This window comes from Deltaproteobacteria bacterium (assembly GCA_029860075.1).
Classification (GTDB): domain Bacteria; phylum Desulfobacterota; class JADFVX01; order JADFVX01; family JADFVX01; genus JAOUBX01.
On sequence record JAOUBX010000001.1, the window covers coordinates 22,386 to 42,027 of the forward strand.

16 protein-coding genes and 1 tRNA gene are annotated in these 19,642 nt (G+C 40.9%); 13 read left to right on the forward strand and 4 right to left on the reverse strand.

The window, feature by feature from the left end:
• Nucleotides 1-3: 3 nt before the first annotated feature.
• Genes OEV42_00105 through OEV42_00115 form a run of 3 tightly spaced genes read left to right on the forward strand, consistent with a single transcriptional unit; the run spans nucleotide 4 to nucleotide 2,404 of the window.
• Nucleotides 4-750: an ABC transporter ATP-binding protein gene (locus OEV42_00105; GenBank protein ID MDH3972651.1), complete on the forward strand. Its 747-nt coding sequence runs from the start codon at nucleotides 4-6 to the stop codon at nucleotides 748-750.
• Entirely contained in the window at nucleotides 747-1,556 is an 810-nt protein-coding gene (locus OEV42_00110; protein ID MDH3972652.1) for an ABC transporter permease, read from the forward strand. The genes OEV42_00105 and OEV42_00110 overlap by 4 nt, the downstream gene beginning before the upstream one ends.
• On the forward strand, nucleotides 1,553-2,404 hold the full coding sequence (locus tag OEV42_00115) for a hypothetical protein (protein ID MDH3972653.1): 852 nt from the start codon (nucleotides 1,553-1,555) through the stop codon (nucleotides 2,402-2,404). Before OEV42_00110 ends, OEV42_00115 begins: the two co-directional genes overlap by 4 nt.
• 8 nt (nucleotides 2,405-2,412) lie before the next feature.
• Here the strand turns inward: OEV42_00115 and OEV42_00120 are convergent, their stop codons facing one another.
• The 4 genes from OEV42_00120 to OEV42_00135 all read right to left on the reverse strand — a co-directional run bounded on the left by OEV42_00120 (nucleotide 2,413) and on the right by OEV42_00135 (nucleotide 6,503).
• On the reverse strand, nucleotides 2,413-3,549 hold the full coding sequence (locus OEV42_00120; GenBank protein ID MDH3972654.1) for a DUF362 domain-containing protein: 1,137 nt from the start codon (nucleotides 3,547-3,549) through the stop codon (nucleotides 2,413-2,415).
• 23 nt (nucleotides 3,550-3,572) lie between these two features.
• The gene (locus OEV42_00125; GenBank protein ID MDH3972655.1) at nucleotides 3,573-4,475 is read right to left on the reverse strand and encodes a divergent polysaccharide deacetylase family protein; all 903 of its coding nucleotides are present in this window, start codon (nucleotides 4,473-4,475) and stop codon (nucleotides 3,573-3,575) included.
• Nucleotides 4,475-5,782 carry a S41 family peptidase gene (locus tag OEV42_00130; protein MDH3972656.1) on the reverse strand — a complete coding sequence of 436 codons (1,308 nt, stop codon included), beginning with the start codon at nucleotides 5,780-5,782 and terminating at the stop codon, nucleotides 4,475-4,477. Before OEV42_00130 ends, OEV42_00125 begins: the two co-directional genes overlap by 1 nt.
• Nucleotides 5,783-6,113: 331 nt before the next feature.
• Nucleotides 6,114-6,503, reverse strand: a complete 390-nt coding sequence (locus tag OEV42_00135; GenBank protein ID MDH3972657.1) for a hypothetical protein — start codon at nucleotides 6,501-6,503, stop codon at nucleotides 6,114-6,116.
• Nucleotides 6,504-6,730: 227 nt separating this feature from the next.
• Here OEV42_00135 and OEV42_00140 point away from each other — a divergent pair.
• From OEV42_00140 to OEV42_00185, 10 genes are all read left to right on the forward strand, one after another.
• Nucleotides 6,731-6,805: transfer RNA gene (locus tag OEV42_00140), tRNA-Cys, on the forward strand.
• Between the two features lie 406 nt (nucleotides 6,806-7,211).
• Nucleotides 7,212-8,219 (forward strand): cytochrome c3 family protein, encoded by a 1,008-nt coding sequence (locus OEV42_00145; protein MDH3972658.1) that lies wholly within the window; start codon nucleotides 7,212-7,214, stop codon nucleotides 8,217-8,219.
• A gap of 323 nt (nucleotides 8,220-8,542) precedes the next feature.
• Nucleotides 8,543-9,415, forward strand: coding sequence for a 6-bladed beta-propeller (locus tag OEV42_00150; GenBank protein ID MDH3972659.1), 873 nt, complete (start codon nucleotides 8,543-8,545; stop codon nucleotides 9,413-9,415).
• 40 nt (nucleotides 9,416-9,455) lie between these two features.
• Nucleotides 9,456-10,139, forward strand: a complete 684-nt coding sequence (locus OEV42_00155; GenBank protein ID MDH3972660.1) for a cytochrome c3 family protein — start codon at nucleotides 9,456-9,458, stop codon at nucleotides 10,137-10,139.
• 606 nt (nucleotides 10,140-10,745) lie between these two features.
• Nucleotides 10,746-12,761 (forward strand): hypothetical protein, encoded by a 2,016-nt coding sequence (locus OEV42_00160; GenBank protein MDH3972661.1) that lies wholly within the window; start codon nucleotides 10,746-10,748, stop codon nucleotides 12,759-12,761.
• 128 nt (nucleotides 12,762-12,889) lie between these two features.
• Nucleotides 12,890-15,016, forward strand: coding sequence for a DUF2723 domain-containing protein (locus tag OEV42_00165; protein ID MDH3972662.1), 2,127 nt, complete (start codon nucleotides 12,890-12,892; stop codon nucleotides 15,014-15,016).
• A gap of 59 nt (nucleotides 15,017-15,075) precedes the next feature.
• Nucleotides 15,076-16,782 carry a tetratricopeptide repeat protein gene (locus OEV42_00170; protein MDH3972663.1) on the forward strand — a complete coding sequence of 569 codons (1,707 nt, stop codon included), beginning with the start codon at nucleotides 15,076-15,078 and terminating at the stop codon, nucleotides 16,780-16,782.
• Between the two features lie 42 nt (nucleotides 16,783-16,824).
• Nucleotides 16,825-17,589 carry a glycosyltransferase family 2 protein gene (locus OEV42_00175; GenBank protein MDH3972664.1) on the forward strand — a complete coding sequence of 255 codons (765 nt, stop codon included), beginning with the start codon at nucleotides 16,825-16,827 and terminating at the stop codon, nucleotides 17,587-17,589.
• Nucleotides 17,590-17,601: 12 nt separating this feature from the next.
• Complete coding sequence (locus OEV42_00180) at nucleotides 17,602-18,564, forward strand: class I SAM-dependent methyltransferase (protein ID MDH3972665.1); 963 nt, start codon at nucleotides 17,602-17,604, stop codon at nucleotides 18,562-18,564.
• Nucleotides 18,565-18,645: 81 nt separating this feature from the next.
• Nucleotides 18,646-19,611, forward strand: a complete 966-nt coding sequence (locus OEV42_00185) for a glycosyltransferase (GenBank protein ID MDH3972666.1) — start codon at nucleotides 18,646-18,648, stop codon at nucleotides 19,609-19,611.
• Nucleotides 19,612-19,642: the final 31 nt, after the last annotated feature.

The window sequence follows — 19,642 nt, forward strand, 5'->3', positions numbered from 1 at the left end:
GTTATGGCCGTCATAGAGATGGAATCGTTGACGAAATTCTATAAAAAGGATTTCAGCAAAAAAAAGGTTTGTGCCTTGAATTCCCTTTCCTTAAAAATCAATGAAGGAGAGGTTTTTGGTTTTCTCGGGCCAAATGGGGCCGGGAAAAGCACGACCATTAAAATCCTTATTGATCTTATACGCCCCACTTCAGGAAAGGTTACTATCGGAGGGAAAAAAACTTCCGACATGACTGTAAAAAGAATGATTGGATATCTTCCCGAAAATCCATATTTTTATGACCACCTGTCTGCAAAGGAGTTGCTCAAATTTGGTGGCAGAAGCTGTAATATGGATAGTGAGGCAATTAAAGAACGAAGCCGGGAACTCCTGGAAGAACTGGACTTAACGGCGGCAATGAAGAGGCCTCTCCGGTCCTATTCAAAAGGGATGGTGCAAAGAGCAGGGCTCGCCCTGTCCCTTATACACAATCCCGGTATATTGATTTTTGATGAGCCTATGAGCGGCCTTGATCCTATGGGGAGGATCAAGGTTTTTAACCTTATTCTCAAGTTGAAAGAGGAAGGAAAAACAATTTTCTTCAGTTCCCATATTCTGCACGATATTGAGCGGCTTTGTGACCGGGCAGCCATATTGATAAACGGCAACCTGAATCGGCTGGTAGATGTAAAAAAAGACCTTGGCCGGGGAGACACACTTGAGAAAGTTTTTATGGAAGAGGTGAAAAAAACAGGGGGTATTAGAGAATGAGAGGTATATTAAGCCTTGCTTATATAACGTTTATCGAAGGGATAAGAAGCCGTGCCTTATTTGGTATATTCATCATGGCCCTCCTCATGTTTGCAGTGACAGTTACCTTGACGAATCTCTTTATGAGGGACATTGTAAAAGTTGCCGCAGATTTAAGCCTTGCCACTATTTCTTTTTCGGGGCTTTTGATGGTTATTTTTATTGGAAATAGCCTGCTCTCAAAGGACATAGATAAAAGGACCATATACATGGTTATCTCAAGGCCCCTTTCAAGGACCCAGTACATTTGGGGAAAGTTTGCCGGTATTGTCATGCTTGTTATTGCAGCCGTTGTGTTTCTTGGGCTCATATCATCGCTGCCTGTTTATTTTGCGGGACTGACTTATGAAAATCCAGAGGCGATTTTTAAATGGACAATCTATTTTTCAGCTATTGCTCTTATTGCAATGAAGCTCGCTCTGATTGCCTCTGTTACTATCTTCTTTTCTTCTTTTACATCGACATCCTTTATTTCTTTAATGTTAACTATCGCCACTTACATTATTGGCGCCAGTACGGAAACGGTTAAAGGTTTTTTGGATTCCAGGGCAGGCGGCGTCGATATTTCTCCTCTCATGGGATTTGTAATAAAGTGCGTTTATTATTTATTTCCAAACCTTGCCACCTTTGATATAAAGCTCCAGGCATCGCATGGCCTCCTCTTGCCGGAAGGCTATTTTATCTGGGCCCTGGTTTACTGGTTTTTTTATGCCGGCATCCTGGTTTCAGCAGCTTCTTTAATTATGGAAAGAAGAGAGTTCCCTTGAATCACCGGTTTATCACAATAGCATTGCTCGCTTTTTTTCTTCTGGGGTATCTTTCTGTTTTACCTTTCTATGAAGCGTCAAGAAAGGCGATAAAGAAGGAAGAAGTTAAAGGCATTACGCTTCCCCCTGCCATTATTAAGCTTTTTGCTCTTGAATACCGCTCCATCGCTGCCGACTTTCTTTTTGTTCGTCTGTCCCAGTTTTATGGAGGAAAGGTTGAAACTATAGAAAAGGCAACAAAAGATGACTGGCAGTGGCTTCATCGTAATCTCGACCTTGTAACTGAACTGGACCCTTATTTCCAGGATCCTTACTTTATGGCTAATGGTTTTCTCACATGGGATGCCGGTATGTATGAGGAAGCTGAAATGCTTCTTCAAAAGGCTGTAAAGGCGAGGACCTGGGACTGGACCTTTCCCTTTTTTATAGGTTTTAACAGGTTCTTTTTCATGGGAGATAATAAAGGGGGCGCTGATTATCTCCTTATGGCCTATGAGCGGCCCGGCGCATGGAATTTATTGCCTTCTCTTGCAGCCAGATTATATTATGAAGACAAAAAAACAGAGACAGCTATATCATTTCTGGAAAAAATATGGGAAAGAGAAAGTGATGTCAATATAAAAAAATATTATAGGGTGAGGCTTGATGCACTGAATAAAATATTGTTCCTGGAAAAAGCGGTCGACTTTTATACTGAAAAAATCGGCCTTCCTCCCGCCAGTTTAAAGGCGCTTGTCGACAGTAAAATAATCAGGGGAATTCCACCGGACCCTTACGGTGGAATGTTTTATATTGATAAAGAGGGAAAAGTAAAAAGCACAAGCAAGCTGGCACGCAAACCAAAATGAAAAGAGATTTACCCTTTTTTTCTTAATATTTTCAATAACCACCCCTGCCTGGGAGTAATCGCGCCCTGAGGACAGATTTCCTGGCAGCAGAAACAGTTAATGCATTCATCATGAAGGATATCAATTTTCTTTTCTTTAACCGACATAACTTGAACGGGACATGTCTTTATGCAATCCATGCATAATGTACAGCTTTCATGGTCCACTTTAGGTCTGGCGGTCATTGCACTTTTTAAATAGCGCCTTATAAAAGGGGGACCAAACATGAGGTCAATAATTTCAGGAGGGCTGAAATTGCTGATTTTCAGTTCCGAAATGGCAGGGCCAAAAATCCGGGTATCCCCTGCATGGGGGCTCACAAACCCTCTTTTTATGGCAGCATGGAAAAGCGGAACTTCTTTTTGACTAAGGCCCAGCACTTCTGTAATGACCCTGTCCATTGCAATGGCATTGGATGACGCAAAAAGCAAGCCCACACTCCTGGGGTCTCCACTGCCCGGACCATTCCCCTCCATAGCGGTAATGCCGTCTGCAATGGTGAGGACAGGGGCTACCATGTTGTAAATGTCAAGCAGAAGGTTTGCGAAGTGCTCTCTTGAAACTCCCGCCTTGTAGTGCCATTGCGGTTTTCTTTTTCCAACAATACAGCCGAAGCAGTTTTTAACGCCCAGAGTTACATACATTTGTGCATGTGTTTTGACTTTTGGCAGGTTGATGATTTTATCTGCCTCCATCACATCTTTCGAAATTTCCAGGCTTTTAAAGTTGGAGCCCTTGCATGTTTTCTTGTCAAGGGAGTCTTTGAATTCAACAAGTTTTGCGCCTGTCTTCAAGGAAACGCCGGTCATGCCTGTCTCTTCAAAGACGTTATCCATCTTGCCGATACCGGGGCTGTCTCCGATGGAAACAATGCCTCCCGCAGCCTGAACTTCTCTGGCGACCGCTTCAACCAGAGCAGGATGTGTTGTTATTGCTTTTTCAGGGAGTGCCGCTTTTAAGAGGTTAGGTTTTAACAGAACCTTGTCCCCTCTATTGATGAAGGTTTGAATTCCCCCAAGAGGAGCAAGCAGCTTTACCAGACTTTCGCTGACCAACTCTTCCTTATAGGTTTTGCACCTGACGATGGATACCTTCTCTTCTGACATTATTCTCTCGGTGATGTGCTTCTTCATTTTGCCAGGCTGGATGCAAAAACGAGTTCCACTCCTCTTTCTTTTAGCCCCGGCGCTACTTTTGCCAGCGTTGAGATAGTTGCCGGATAAGGGTGGCCTATTGCAATGGCTTCCCCTTTTTCTCTGGCAATGGCAACAGCTTTTTCCAACTGTTTTTCTATTGCATCCTCTGTCTGAACATTATCGAGAAATACGTTCCTTTCAGCGCTTTTTATGTTCATCTTTTTAGCGAGAGAATAAGCCCTGGACTTGTAGGAGGTCTTGCTGTCTATAAAAAACAGACCCCTCTTTTTTATCTCGCCAAGGACCAGTTCCATGCCCCTGGCATATTCGGTAAACCGTGATCCCATGTGATTATTGACACCTTTAATATGAGGCACCATATCAAGGTTGTTAGTTAGTTCTTTGATGATGCTGCTCTCATCCATGGATATTAGCAGTCCCCCCCTGCCGGGGTCTTTTTCCGGGTAATCCCTGGGTTCCATGGGCAGGTGCAGTATTACTTCCATCCCTGATCGGGTAGCGTCTGCTGCAGCCTCGACAGAATGGATTGTGTAGGGAATGATTGCATAGGTTATTGGAAGCTTGATGGCGATAAGGTCTGTATAGCGCTTTGTAAAGCCAATATCATCGATGATTATGGCAAGCTTCGGTAGAGTAACACCTTTAACTTCAGGCGTTGGAGGCCCTTCAGTTCGCTCTTCAGCTTGTATGGGTGGCGCTGAGACTGTGTTGTTTTCAATTTCAGCTGTTTGTTGAGGCGGGTATGGAGAGGTGAGCTTTTCTTTACCGAGAAAGTAAAGAGTGGCGCCGAGAAGCAGCGCCACTCCCAGAAAGAAATAGAGAAGTTTTATATTGTCATTGCCCTTTTTTTTTCTGCTTTTCCTGCTTTTTTTCATCAGGAGGTGCGCTGCATCCCCTTCATGAAGATTTCCCAGCTTTTCAGGATGTCAAGGGCTGATTTAATCTGGTTGTCGCTCTGCTTTTTTGATTCATTTTCTTTATTGTTATCACCATTCTCTTTGTCATTGCCATTCTTCATGTGATTTTTCAGGTCTTTTTCCCTGATAACAAGATGCTTTTTTTCGACAGGGCTTTCCATTTTGTCTATGATCAGGTCGGGCGTTATGCCTTCTGCCTGGATGGATCTGCCATTTGGCGTATAATATCTGGCAGTCGTAATTCTGATTCCCGAACCGTCTTCCATGGGGAGAATTGTTTGAACTGAACCCTTCCCGAATGTTTTTGTGCCCAGTATAAGCCCTCTCCCCGTATCTTGCAGCGCCCCCGCCACAATCTCTGATGCACTGGCGCTTCCGGCATTTACAATAACTACAATGGGGTATTTGGGTTCTGTGCCGGCTTCAGTGGCATAGAATTTCATCTTCTGTGCTTCCATTCGTCCATCGGTATAGACGATGAGTCCGGCAGACAAAAAGAGGTCAGATACCTTGACTGCCTGGTCAAGAAGTCCTCCGGGATTGTTTCTAAGGTCAAGGATCAAGCCTTTTATTTTTTCCGTTTTTTTCTCTATTTGATTTAATGCTTTTTTAAGATCACCCGTTGTTCTTTCCTGGAATTGCGTTACTTTCACATAACCATAGCTATCATCAAGAACTTCACTTTTTACACTCTTTATTTTTATTATAGCTCGCACAATCGGGAAATCAATCGGTTCCGGCTCACCTTCTCTGTAGATCGTCAGTACAACTTTAGTATTCTTTTTGCCTCTCATCCTTTTAACGGCATCCAATATAGTCATGCCCTTGGTAGGAACGTTATCTATTTTGATAATAATGTCTCCTGCTGATATGCCTGCCCGAAAAGCGGGGGTATCCTCGATGGGAGATACAACGGTAAGGACCCCTTCTTTCATCGTTATTTCGATGCCTACTCCCCCAAACTTTCCTTTCGTTTCAACCTGCATTTCCTTGAAACTCTCGGGGGGCATAAAGGATGAGTGAGGATCAAGAGAGGAAAGCATTCCATTAATGGCGCCGTAAATGAGCTCCTTCTTTTCAACGTCTTCGACGTAGTTTTTCTGAACAATGGAAATGGCATCGACAAGCACCTTCAGGTTTTTATAAGGGTCGTCTGATTGTTTTGCTGAAATAGGCCCTGATATTAAGGCCCCCATATTGAGCGCTATAATCAGCGCAATAGCAACCAACAAGGTATTTCTTAAATAATTGAGAAAAAGCTTCATATATTCCTCCTCATGCTGTCTCACCTTTTCAGGAGTGTTTAGGTTTTTTTATATTGTATGAGCATTAAAAAAAGATATCCAATAATTAATTTCATTCCAGGAAATCCAGCTTATCATTATAATTGTAAAAAACTTTTAAATGAAATAAAAGTATTAAATATATAAAAGTAAATAGTTTATTCTATTATGAATACATGAACCGGCGATTTCAATCAAAAGACGCTTTTAACATTTGCAAAAGCGGCGAATCTGCCCGTAATTAGGATTATGGATTGTATGTTAGTTTGGAAGCTGTTTGATTCCAGGTGTGAAGGGGATTTGCCGTACAGCATTATTTGTCCGGTCCACCTGAAAGGAAATCAAGAATGACTTCATCCAACCCTTTATCAGAAATAACATCCTGACCAAACTTCTCTTTTTCTTCTTCTTTTGTGAGTGTTTTTTCATTCGGGGGGGGAGGCGCCTTGGCCGGCTCATCAAATCCACCGGCTATGAGTTTTTTCAACATCCCCTTATGCTGCTCTTCCATGAGTTCTTTGACTACCGTTTCCAGGTTGTCAACTTTTATGATGTCGGCATAACTCGTTTTCTCTCTGGCAAGGATGGTTCCGCCGACATAGAGCAAAGTGATGATATGCGGTGTTTCAATTCCGCTATCTTCAGTTTGAATATGATAAATCTTGCCCTTATGTTTTATGTTATGGTTAAAGCCACGTACCATCGGTATATCTTCAGAATTTAAAGGGTTTAATTATCTGAAATTAGCATATAAAGGACATATTATCAAGAATAAATACGGGTTTCAATGTGCCTTTATTACCTTATTGCACGGTTTTGTAAGTTGCCATTAGAGAATAATAAAAAGGGCAAGTCTTTCACTAGATGGACATCTTCTGCTTGACTGAAAGGGAAAAAAAGGTTACCCTGTGTCAGTTCTTTGAGGGTTGAGGCGGCGTGGCCAAGTGGTAAGGCAGAGGTCTGCAAAACCTTTATTCACCGGTTCGAATCCGGTCGCCGCCTCCAAACTTCCTGGAGCCCCACCTCTTAAATCACATAATCTTGCTGGTAATGCTTAAAAGTAAAATAATAGGAATAAACAATATTCAGTCATGGGTTGCTTTGAAAGAGGAATGTCTGCCTGCCGATTTTCTTATCGTGATGTTTTGCGAGTTGGCAGCTGGATTGCAACAGGTTTTGCTTTTCGTTAGCACGGTTTAGTTTGTTATGATTGAATTGGCAGTTAATAATAGCGTTTTACGCTCTCCTGCTTGTTTCGTCACGGTAAATATGGCTTGACACTTCTTTGTAATATTGTAATATTGAATGTCTGCATTAATTCTTTAGTAGCCGGTGGTATTTGATTTGGGTAAAGTGGAACATTATGTCCTGTCATTATTTCTCATATAATAATTCCTGTTTAAGCCTGCACTTGAAGAGAGCTCTCTTTTCTTCTGTTGTTTGCCTGCTTGTTTTTTTTCTTTTTCCATTCCTTTCTTATTCAGATGAGTTGCCTGTTGGTGGTAGTGGTGATATTGTAGAGGTTTTGTACCCCATGGAAAATTCTCTTGTCTCTATGGAGTTGAGTCATTTAATCGCTGTTGTTACCGATACGAGGGGAGCCTACGCTGTTATTCGGGTTAACAGGCATATTACGCCGGTAATTGATATGACGACTGAAGAGTATAGGAAGCTTCTTCGCAGAAACCTCATTATTCGTCTTTATCTTTTGCCGGGAGAGAATGAGGTTGTAATAACTCTGAAAGATGTTGATGGGAATATTCTGGGAAATAAAAGTTTGAAAATCTTTTACAGGAGCAGGCTTGGCAATGTATCTTCTTCTATTCCTTCCCTCTATAGAGAAAAGCCGATGCATTTTCCTGAAAATGAAATCGTATGTAAAAGCTGTCATAAAATGACCGCTGATCCCCTGGTAGATATTGATCCGGAAAAAAAATATGACCTCTTTTGTAATCGGTGCCATGATTCGGCATTTGCCGACGATAAACCGCATGGCTCGGTAGAGTGGAAGTGTCTTGTTTGCCATAAATATGCAGGTGAGCCAAAGTACCGGCTTAAAGATGACGATGGAAAGTTTTGTGCTGATTGCCATAGTGATGCCCTTGCCCGGTTTACAATGATGAGTTCCGTCCATCCCGATGTGGAGCAAGTTAAATGTCTGTCTTGTCACGCAAACCATAATTCAGAAGATGGATTTATTGCGCAGTCTGTTAATGAACTTTGTTTTGATTGTCATCAAGAAGTTTATAGAGGCAGCCATATTACCTCCGGACATACATTGAAGGCAAGAAAAGACCCGTCAAGAGAGGGGAAAGAGTTTAATTGTCTCAGCTGTCATGATCCGCATTCGTCGGATGTGGAAATGCTTTTAAAATTTCCCCGGGGCATGACTATGTGTGCAAAATGCCACTCAAAGTGATTTGACGTTTGCGCTTCGTCATATGACTGCTTGACCTCTGTTGAGAGGTTTTGTTATAAATAATTTAGATGAAGGACTAAACAAAAATGGGAAATTATATGTTGCAAGCCTTATTGTATTTTAAGTTTTTACTTCTTTTTGTCTTTCTCTTTAGCACTTTATGGGGATGTGCTGCTCCCAGGGCCAGGCCCGATTATCGCTTCCTCTGGCCCCCCCTTCCCGCTACTCCGAAAATCGAATGGATTGGCTCCTATGGTAATTACACAGATTTCAATAGATATCGAAAGAGTTTTTGGGCAAGAATTGCGGGAGGCCCTGCGTCTTTGAGTCTTATCCGGCCATGGGGAATTGCCGCTAGTCAGTATGACAAGGTTTACGTCGGCGATACCCAGCGAAGCCAGGTGCTGGTTTTCGATATGGTGAAGCAGGACGTCTATGTGATGGGTGCGGGGCGCTATGCAAATCTCTTTAGCGCTCTTATGGGAGTTGCTGTCGATTCAGCGGGCAATATTTACGCCTCCGACTCACAAAAGAATCAGATTTACGTTTTTACAAAAGATGAAAAACCGCTAATCAATATCGGGGATGATACTCTCCTTAGCTGGCCTGTCGGGATTGTTGTCGATGACGAGAGAAACCGGCTTTATGTGGCTAATAATCACCATCATAATATTGCCGTTTTTGATCTTAGCGGAAAACATCTCTTTAATGTGGGGCGGCGAGGAAAAATGCCGGGATATCTGAATTTTCCTACCGATGTTGATGTTGATTCAAAGGGTAATATAGTTGTTGCTGATTCCATGAATGCCAGAGTGCAGATCTTTAGCCCTGATGGGCAATACCTGAAGCATTTTGGCAAGCGAGGTGACGGGATTAGTGACTTTGAAATAATCAAGGGGATTGCAGTTGACAGGGCTACCGATAATATATATGTAACCGATGGAAAGGGAAATGACTTTAAAATTTTCAATAGTGAAGGGGAGTCGCTTCTTAGTATAGGGGGGATGCATTCTGTTAAGAGAAGACGAGATGAGGCGCCCGGTGGCTTTCTTCTGCCTCAGGATATAGAGATTGATAAAAGTGGCCGGATCTATGTTGTTGATTCTTTAAACGCACGCTTTCAGGTTTTTAAAATTATTGATGATCAATGGTTAAAAGAAAAACCGCTGAAGGATTTTGGCACTAAAATTGAATAGTTTTTGTAAAAATAAAAAACTAACGAAAGGAGGTGAGAACATGAAAAAAGCAATTCTATTAGCTCTATTAGCTATGGTTTTTAGTCTTTTCGCTGCAGCAACAGCGATGGCCACTATTGAGAACTCAAGGCATAACCTTAGTGACTGGGGGGCATACACTTATTCGGCTGAGGCTGGAGGTACGACGGAGGTCTGTATTTTCTGTCATACGCCGCATAATGCTGTAAAGAACTATCCCCTTTGGAACAGGACTAACCCTGTTACGGTTACCTTTAACTTCTATTCATCGGCACACTTTAATATGTCGCCAGGCGGCAGCCGGTCGGGTATTGAATTTACGCCGGGCAGTGTTTCACTGCTTTGTATGAGTTGTCATGATGGAGCAACAGGACTCTTCTCAGCTGTTGTTAACAAGTTCGGAGAGGTTGCTACTTTTGCGGGTGGTCCAGCGCTTAAAGGTCCTGCTGCAATTGGTGCTGATCCACAGTCGTTGTCGAATGATCATCCTGTAAACTTCCAGTATACCCAGGGATCTGATGCGACCTACTTCAGGCCGCAGTCCGGTGCTGGCAGTGCGGAAGAGCAGGGAATTAAGTTCTTCGGTTCTACCGGTAATTACGTGGAGTGTGCTTCATGCCATGATCCGCACAGGATCGATACGGGCAAGTTCCTGAGACAGGCTAACACGTCTTCAAATCTGTGTCAGTCTTGTCATCAGAAGTAATCGCCTTATATTGTTGTGCAGCTTAAAGGATGGGCAGCTTGCCCATCCTTTTTTTTGTCCGGGAGAGAGATATTGAAGGCCCCACTTTCGTCTTGATTTTTAGGAAAGTTTTTTTCCTCTGAGCATGCTCTCTTTATTTCTCCGAGAGATAGATGTTTTTTATTGAGCGATTGGTTTCGGGCCTGATTGGGCCATTTGATGGGGGTGGTCAATTGGCGATATATTCTGCTCTTTCGCTTTTACGCTTTCGGCGCTCTATCCAATATTTTTCCAAAAGGTTTTTTGCTTTTTCATGATAGCTGGAATGATAGCTGGGCTTGACAAAAGCGCTTGTTATAGCTGACGATAGTTATCTTTCTTTAGGTAAAAACCATATTTTTTGCGAATCATACAAACGGTATATATATTGCAATACAAGGAAGGTAGCTTGTTGTAACTTCTTGACTTTTATGATAAAAAGTGGTAAACAGGCGTATCTTGGGATTGTTTTTGTGCTTATTAATAACTAAAAAAGGGGCTTTCTATTTGTGTCGTAATAGTTATCAAATATTAATATTCTTTTTCTTCCTGCTCCTCTCTGCTATTCCTGCGGGTCTGGATGCCAGAATGCATAGCATAGAAGGGGCTGCACACCTGGGCTATGACGAATATGATATTAGCTACAGTACCGGTGGTGGCGCTTCTGCCAATTCTTTTTATCAGCAATATCAACTGTCTACCGGTTTTTCAGGTAATCTTTACAATGAAAGGGGCGGTCTCTACAGATTCGGGATTATCTACAATTATAAAGATTATCAAAATGAAATTGATGGCAACAGGTATTCTTTAAATTCAGGGGACCTTGACTGGAACGGTGAATTGACATTGGCCCTTTATCATTTAAAAGGTTTTTCTGTTAAGTTTTATGCTGAAGAAGATGAAAGCAGTCAATATAGTTATACCTCTATAGGGGGGGGAGGTGGAGTCCTGGCCGGTGGATTTAAAACCGATGTGGAAGAAACGGTCTATAGAAAGCGAGGATTCTTTGGACGTATGGGAGTCAACGGGGGGCCATATTATTATTTTTCCTATAATAGTTCAGAGTCAGAAAGTATTTATGGTTATAAAGAACGAATTGATTCGGGAAACTTTAGTATTAATAGCGGTACAAACTGGATTACTGTTTCAAAGTCTCAGTCTGACCTGGGAGAGTGGGATGCATTTGAAATGAATGTGGGTAATGTGGGAACACACTTTGGAAAGATTGGGAGAAATAAAGGTGTTTCCTATAAAAGATACTGGTACAGGATAAGTAATTGGCTGAATATTTCAACCAATTATCGATACGCTAAAAAAAATACGTCTACCGTTGATACAGAAACTAACAGGCTGACCTTTGCATTGAAAGGAAAGAGAGAACAATGGACTGCTTTTACATTCTCTACCTACGGCCGCTCTGATAGCGGCAACCAAAGCACTTATGATTTATCCATCCCTTTTTGGTTGAATACTTATCCCTCTGCTAAATCTTTTTTGGGTTTGAAAAGTTCTTATTCGGAGAGAGGGGTCAGGGATGAAACAACGGCGACAGAGAGTAAGGGTAAATCTGTAAACGAGGAGATCAGGCTCTGGACAAGGCCAAAGGATGATTTTGCGCTTGAGTCCAAATATTCTTTCGCCAAATCTGATGCCGACCAGGCGGATTCCGTATCACACTCTTTTAGTATAAGAGGGTATACGGAGAGAAGAAAACAGACAAACTACGGCGCTTTATACTCTTTTAAGGTTGCCCGGAAGGATGATATCCTGGAAAGAGAAAGATCATCTTATTCGCATATTGTAAACGGCAGTCTGAGCTATGTCATTGAACCGGAAAAAGTCATCAATATAGGTCAGAGTATTGCTTTCTTTTATGACGAAAGTGGTGACCTTCATGAAAAAAGCAAGTCATCATCCACAAGTCTGAATTTTAGAACGAATGTTGGCGAGAAAAGTAATTTTTCCCTTGCCATGTCAAAATTTATCTTGAAGTATGATGATGGCTCGTCGTCTGTTGAAAATGAATTAGAAATGAATTTCAGCAGCAGGATAAGCAGTAAGGCATCTTTTAAGGCTAATCTGGACTATGACTTTAGAGATTCAGACCTTGCAAATAATCCGTCAGATGAAAAATACCGGTCCGAATTGAAATTGACTTATAAAGAATCCAGGGAGCTTACAAGTATTACTACCATGTATAACAACAAGAACCTCGGTTCATCATATGCTTCAGAGATTAAAGGTATTTCCGAATCGCTGAAATATACAATTTTTAGAACGGGATATAGCAGTAGACCCCTTCTAAATACCAGTGTGGGATTGTCCTATTACCAGGAGGACAACATTATTGGTAAGTTTAGATTTGGAACTTATAGTATCGCGCTTGATTATTATCCTATGAGATATGTCCGTTGTGGTTCCGCTATTCGTGTCAGGGATGATTTGGAGGGGCCATTACATGAATTGAATTCAAGGGCTTATGTTGCAGTTAAATATCCCCTTCTGCAAATAACAGGAAGTTACATACATAGAACCTATGATAATGTTTATGGTTCGGGCCTTGAAGAAGATAAATATAAAATTGATATAGCTAAGAGGTTTTAAAGGCCGGTCTTTTCTAAAACAAGATATGCAGCATGGACTTTGGGTTGCATTTGTAACGATAATATCATGATTGTTATCCTTTTTTTTTTCTCTCTTTTTTTACTTTCCATATCGCTCCCTCTGTTACCATTGGTGATGCCGGTGAACTTGCAGCCGCTTCATGGCACTTAGGGGTTCCGCACCCGCCCGGATATCCTCTCTATAATCTTTTTGCAAAGTTATTTACACTTATACCTGTCGGCAGTATTTCTTACCGTTTGAATTTTCTTTCATCTCTCCTTTCTTCATTAACAGTCGTCATTGTCTTCCTCGTCGTTTCAGATATACTTAATAAAAGGGTAATCACTCATAATGAAGAGGGAAGGGGATTGCTTGAGGCTAAAGATTCAAAGGATGTGACCGCTTTACATGCCTCCCTGTTTGCCGCCTCTTTTCTTCTGGCTCTTTCCCCCACATTCTGGGTACATGCAGAGGTAACAGAGGTTTATAGCCTTAACGCCTTTTTTATAATACTCCTTTATTGGTTGTCGGTCAGGCTCTACCTTGGACTCATCAGGGGAAAAGCTTTTTTTCTAATGGCATTTCTTTTTGGTGTGGGACTTGGAAATCATCATACCTTGCTGCTGCTGCTGCCTTCTTTATTAATCCTTTTGTGGCCACTGTTAAGAGGGGCTATATTTAAAAGTGATATAAATGACAGTAAAAAAATAATAAAAATTAACTTTTGGAAGGGAGCTTTTTTTAGCCTGCTCTTCTTTATTCTCGGGTTCTCTGTCTATCTCTATATTCCAATCAGATCTAATCAAAATCCATCGCTTAATTGGGGGGTGCCCTCTGTCTTTAGTAATTTTATGGATGTTTTTATGAGAAAAGGCTATGAAACTCAGGTTTATGGCAGATCATGGGATACTTTGTTTCAACAAATTAAGAGTTTTGATCCTTTGTTTGAATTTGGAGTTTTTGGTGTATTGTTAATTTTTGCCGGTTTTTACGCTTTATGGAAAGCCAGCAAAAGAGTGGCATTTTCATTACTGGCAGGGGTATTCTCCTTTAGCATTCTTATTATATTGCTTGTCGGAAATTTCAAGGGAAACCCTGAAATCTTAATGCCGTTCTACATTCCTGCCCATGTTTTCTCTTCAGTCATTATTGGCGTAGGACTATGGTTTTCTTATTCTATGTTAAAAATATTTCCGGGGGCCAATGTTGCCCGTCCTGTCTTTTTTGCCTTTATCCTTATCATTTCTATCGTAACCTATTCAAAGAATAAGAGCTTTGCTAATAAGTCTGATAATTTTCTTGCTTATGATTATGGTTTTAATGAAATGAATTCTTTTTCTGAAAATGCGGTTTATCTTCCAAAGGTTGACAGCAATACCTTTGTCTTGTGGTACCTCCAGAAAGTTGAGAAATACCGGGAGGATGTTGACATTATACCCATTTATTTTCTAACGCAGCGTTGGTATTTGCCTCAGGCCCTGCATCACATGAAGAGACCCTTTTACCCCCTGGGGCAGAGAGGGGCTAAAAAAACGCTTGCCATGATAGGCTCTGTTTTTGATTACTATTACGAAAAGAAGGATGTTTATAGCAATTATATGGACGAAGAATATATTCCGCCGGGTATACACACTATTACTAACGGCATAACCTTTAAGCTCTCCAGGAAAGAGGAGAAGCCAAAAAGATCTGCCTGGAACTTTTATAGATTGCGCCATGTCGGGGACATCGCTTCGGCTGCAGGTTATGAAGATGAGGTAATTTTAGAAAACTATGCATCTTCTTACTATAATTATGGTCTTGAAATGTACATGTCCGGTAAGACTGAGGAAGCGATTGGCGCTTTTGAAAATTCTTTAGCTATCCGGCCATTAAATGCAGATGCATTAAATAATCTGGCTATGGTCTATGCTGAAAAAAATATAATGCTTGAAAAAGCAGAAAAAATGGTTCTACAAGCAATGCAACTGCATACTCAAAAAGGGAAAAAGTACTTTAATGTTGTCGATACATTAGGATGGGTTTACTATAAGATGGGCCGCTATGAAGCGTCTTTGGACAGGCTTGAAAGCGCGAGATCTTATCTTGAAGGTGACCCATACTATCACTATCATCTTGGTATGAATCTTTACCGGCTTGGAAGGAAAGATGAGGCGGCTAATGAACTCTCCAGGGCATTAGTTATTAATGATCGCAGTATACAAAAAGAGGTACTCACTTATTTAGAAAAAGCCGGGTCAATCCAAAACCATTAATTTAATTGCAATTGCCGGCTATTCTCCTTAAACCTGTTTATAACTTTAAAGAAAATAAAATGAGAAAGATGCTAATTAGTCGGGGGATTTTTATTGTTTTCATAACGCTTCTCGTTTATCTCCCTGCATTGCAAAATGAATTTGTTAATTGGGATGATCCAAAATATATTGTAGAAATGCAACGGTTTCAACCGATAAACATGACTAATATCCACCAGATTTTTACCGGTTTTTATGTGGCAAACTGGCATCCTCTTACTATTTTGTCACATGCAATTGATTACAGAATCTGGGGACTTAATCCTTTTTGGCATCATCTCGGTAATAATATTTTACACGGATTTAATACGCTGCTTGTGCTCATATTAACTTTTCAGCTTGTAACCGTTAATAAAATCAAAGGGGAAGGCAGGCGATATGCTTTGTCTGCAGCATCCATAACGGCCCTTCTTTTTGCTATTCACCCACTTCACGTAGAATCCGTCGCCTGGGTGTCTGAGAGAAAAGATCTTTTATGTGCCTTTTTTTTTCTCCTGAGCATTATTTTTTATAACAAGTACCGTTCTTCAGATTCCAAAAAAGCTGTCTTGTATTTTTGCACTCTCTTTTCTTTCATGTTGTCCCTTTTCAGTAAACCCATGGCTGTTACTCTCCCTCTTGTTCTTTTGATTCTGGATTTTTACCCTTTAAGAGGTTTTACGAAAGAAAAGGATCATAGGCAAATTATGTGGCTAATTGTTGAAAAAATTCCTTTTTTTATTTTTTCATTAATTGCGTCTGTTTTGACAATGAAGGCCCAGGTTGAATTTAACGCTTTGAGTTCCACCAGGGTTTTTCCTCTTATGGAGAGGCTTCTAAATGGGATTCATTCGCTTGCTTTCTATTGGATTAAAATGCTTTTTCCCTTCAACCTGGCTCCTCTTTATCCTTACCCCGGAGAAATTTCTTTTTTTAGCCCCGAATATTTGTTTTCTGCTATTGCTGTTGTTTTGATTACTTTATTTGCTCTGCTAAGGTTTAATAAAAATAAACTCTATTTTTCTGTATGGATTTACTATCTGGTCACATTGCTCCCTGTCATCGGGATCATTCAGGCTGGTGGTCAGTCTGCGGCGGACCGTTATATTTATTTACCAGGCGTTGCCCCTTTTATTCTTGCAGGGCTTGCCTGTTCCTCCCTTGTTTGCGGGAAGGAAAAGGTAATGGCTCTCCTTGCAAGAGCAGCTATTCTCTTCTGCTCGCTTCTGCTGGTTATTGTTACAGTCAAACAGACAGGTATCTGGCAAAATTCATTAAACCTTTGGAACCATGAAATAAAAGTTCTCCCAAAGAGCTCTCCATTTATTTATAATAACCGTGGAACTGCATATATGCAGTTGAAAAAATATGAAGAGGCAAATGCTGACTTTGCAAAAGCGATAGAATTGGGCCCTACCTATCTTGATTTTTACAGAAGCAGGGGAAATTCATACATGGAGTTGGGGCATTTTGCAGAAGCCATATATGATTATAGCCATATAATTAAAATCGACGATAAAAATGAAATAGCCTACAATAGCAGAGGCGCTGCCTATCATATTCTTGGTAGGACAAATGAAGCAAGGAGAGACTATGAAAAGGCTTTGGAAATAAATCCGGACAATGGGAGAGCCTTTTATAATATTGCTTTAATTTTTGAGGAAGCCGGAGAAATGGAGCAGGCTTTTTTATATTACCAAAAAGCTGCCTCCCTCGGGATAGCGGAAGCTGTTCATAAACTTCAGTGAAGTGACAGGGATTCTTTTTCTTATAAAATAATTGGAGTAAAGATGATTCACAACAAAAAAATAGTTGTCGTTATGCCGGCTTACCATGCAGGGCGTACTCTGGAAATAACTTATAACGATATACCCTTTGATGTCGTAGATGATGTTGTTCTCGTTGACGATTATAGCAGTGATGATACGGTAAAAAAAGCTGCCCAGCTCGGGATAAAGCACATTATTGTTCATGAAGAAAACAAGGGCTATGGTGGAAACCAGAAATCCTGTTACAGGCAAGCCATTAACCTTGGCGCTGATATTGTTGTTATGGTTCATCCTGATTACCAGTATGCTCCTAAACTGATAACGGCCATGGCGTCCATGATTGCATCGGGAGAGTACGATGTTGTACTGGGTTCCCGTATTCTGGGCACGGGAGCGCTTAAAGGAGGCATGCCTTTTTACAAGTACATTGCCAACAGATTTCTTACGCTTATTGAGAATATTCTTCTCGGACACAAACTCTCTGAATATCATACCGGTTACAGAGCTTTCAGCCGTGAGGTACTGGAAGGTCTTCCTTTAAACAGGAATGGAGATGATTTTGTTTTTGATAACCAGATGCTTGCCCAGGCTATTTATTTTGAATACAGGATTGGTGAGATCAGCTGCCCAACCAGGTATTTTGCTGAAGCTTCATCTATCAGCTTTAAAAGAAGCGTCGTTTATGGCTTTGGCGTGCTCGCGACGGCCCTGAAGTTCAGGTTGCACAAGATGGGTTTGAAAAAAATCCCTCTCTTTATTAATGAAAAGAATGATGGTGAAGATTAAATGGTTTGCCCTTTGTGCAGCAGCTCTGATATTTCGGATATATTCAGTTTAGATAAAAGAATCTCTGATAAAAGCTTTCAAATCAAAAGATGTAATAAGTGCCGTATTGCCTGGACCTGCCCTATCCCCGATAAAGAACAATTGTCCTGCTATTATCCCGATGAGTATCATGGAAAAGGCGGACAGGAGCGTTTTAATCCTTTGATGGAGTTTTTTGTCAATCTTTCAAGAAGAAAGAGGGCCTCTATTGTAACCGCTTTTACTGAAGGTAAAAGCGGGAAAATTCTTGATATCGGTTGCGGACGGGGTGTAATGCTGAACATATTAAAAAAGATGGGTTGGCAGGTTTGTGGCACGGAATTGTCTAAAAAGTCATCTTCTTTCGCCAGGGAAAGGCATGAAATAGAGGTAATAACAAAAGATATTTCCCATTGTGATTTTCCTGAAAAATCCTTTGATATTGTCACTATGTGGCATGTGCTGGAGCATTTACCCGCCCCTTTTTCCACTATTGAAGAAGTTGGCAGGATTTTGAAAGACGGGGGACGTTTGATTGTGGAAGTTCCCAATTTCGGAGGTCTTCAGGCCACTTTTTTTGCTAATAAGTGGTTTCACCTGGACTCTCCCCGTCATATTTTTCATTTCAATGAAAAATCTCTTGTTAAATATATTGAAAAGTGTGGTTTTCAGGTCATCAAGAGAGAAAATCTTTCCTGGGAATATGATCCCTTTGGTTTTATTCAAAGCTTTCTAAATATAGTCTCTATTAACTTTGACTCTTTTTATAATTTTTTGAGAAGCGGGCCGGGGAAGATGCCCGGTGGTGGCAGTTGGTCATATATGGTTGACGTTTTTATAGCAATTGTTCTTTTCCCCCTGCTCTTCCCCTTGTCATTGCTTGCCTCTCTTTTCAGTTCCCTTTTCAAAAGAGGAGGAATTATACGTCTGTTTTGTATAAAAAAAGAGAATATGTAAAATAACATTTTCTCATGGTTTGTCTTGTTGTTTCAGGAAAAATGATAAAGTAAATTATTAATGATAGGATGTTTTTTATAAATGAAAGAGAACGATTTACCTGTTGTTTCCATAATTATCCCCGTTAAACCGGGAGGAGAAGTAAAAGCCTTAAGGGCTGTTGAAAAAATTGACTATCCCGGGGAAAAGCTGGAAGTTATCGTTGCTGAAGGGTGTCATCCGTCAATTCAAAGAAATGAGGCGGTAAGGCAGTCGAAAGGAGAGATTCTCTATTTTCTCGATGATGATGCCTGTCCCACGCCTTCTAATATAAAAAGGTTGATTATGCAGCACAGGGCTGCAAATGTCGCTGCCGTTGGCGGACCGAGCCTTGCTCCCGAGGGAGACAGTTTTATTCAGAAATGTTTTGAATCGCTCTTTATTTCGCCCTTTGGCGGCGCAGGGATCAAGAATCGTTACCAATCGGTCGGCACGGTACGAGAATCTTCAGAGAAAGAGTTGATTTTGTGCAATCTCAGTTTCAAGCGATCCGTTTTTGAGCAATTTGGCGGTTTGAATGAAAAGCTTTTTCCCAATGAAGAAAATGACTTGATGGTTCGTATTGAAAAGAATGGCTGCAAGCTTATTCACGATCCTCATATGAAAGTTTTTAGAAGCCAGAGAAAGAATATCAAACGCTTTGCCAGGCAGATACTCAATTATGGAAGGGGGCGAATGGAGCAGACGCTCTTTCACCTGCCCTCTTTCGGGATAGCCCATTTTGTTCCCCTTTTTTTTCTCGTCTATGTTATTACACTTCCTTTTATTGATAATTTTATTTATTGGACACCCCTTTTTTTATACCTTATTTGTGACCTTCTTTTTTCCTTCTTGTCAGCCCTGAAAGACAAGGGTTCTTTTTTTCGTAAAACGATGAAGCACATATTTATGATGTTTCTTTTTCCGGTAATGCATCTTTGTTATGGCGCAGGAATGTTATGGGGGATGAAAACCTTTTTTCTAAAAGCCAAAAAAGATTTACCCGTATACATTAAAAAGATTGCATAGATGCCTTCAAAAAAGAAACTGTTTGATCAAA

Coding starts and splice junctions, on each gene's coding strand:
- OEV42_00105 (MDH3972651.1), top strand. CDS start 4: ATGGCCGTCATAGAGATGGAATCGTTGACGAAATTCTATAAAAAGGAT.
- OEV42_00110 (MDH3972652.1), top strand. CDS start 747: ATGAGAGGTATATTAAGCCTTGCTTATATAACGTTTATCGAAGGGATA.
- OEV42_00120 (MDH3972654.1), bottom strand. CDS start 3,549: ATGTCAGAAGAGAAGGTATCCATCGTCAGGTGCAAAACCTATAAGGAA.
- OEV42_00125 (MDH3972655.1), bottom strand. CDS start 4,475: ATGAAAAAAAGCAGGAAAAGCAGAAAAAAAAAGGGCAATGACAATATA.
- OEV42_00130 (MDH3972656.1), bottom strand. CDS start 5,782: ATGAAGCTTTTTCTCAATTATTTAAGAAATACCTTGTTGGTTGCTATT.
- OEV42_00135 (MDH3972657.1), bottom strand. CDS start 6,503: ATGGTACGTGGCTTTAACCATAACATAAAACATAAGGGCAAGATTTAT.
- OEV42_00155 (MDH3972660.1), top strand. CDS start 9,456: ATGAAAAAAGCAATTCTATTAGCTCTATTAGCTATGGTTTTTAGTCTT.
- OEV42_00160 (MDH3972661.1), top strand. CDS start 10,746: ATGCATAGCATAGAAGGGGCTGCACACCTGGGCTATGACGAATATGAT.
- OEV42_00170 (MDH3972663.1), top strand. CDS start 15,076: ATGAGAAAGATGCTAATTAGTCGGGGGATTTTTATTGTTTTCATAACG.
- OEV42_00175 (MDH3972664.1), top strand. CDS start 16,825: ATGATTCACAACAAAAAAATAGTTGTCGTTATGCCGGCTTACCATGCA.
- OEV42_00185 (MDH3972666.1), top strand. CDS start 18,646: ATGAAAGAGAACGATTTACCTGTTGTTTCCATAATTATCCCCGTTAAA.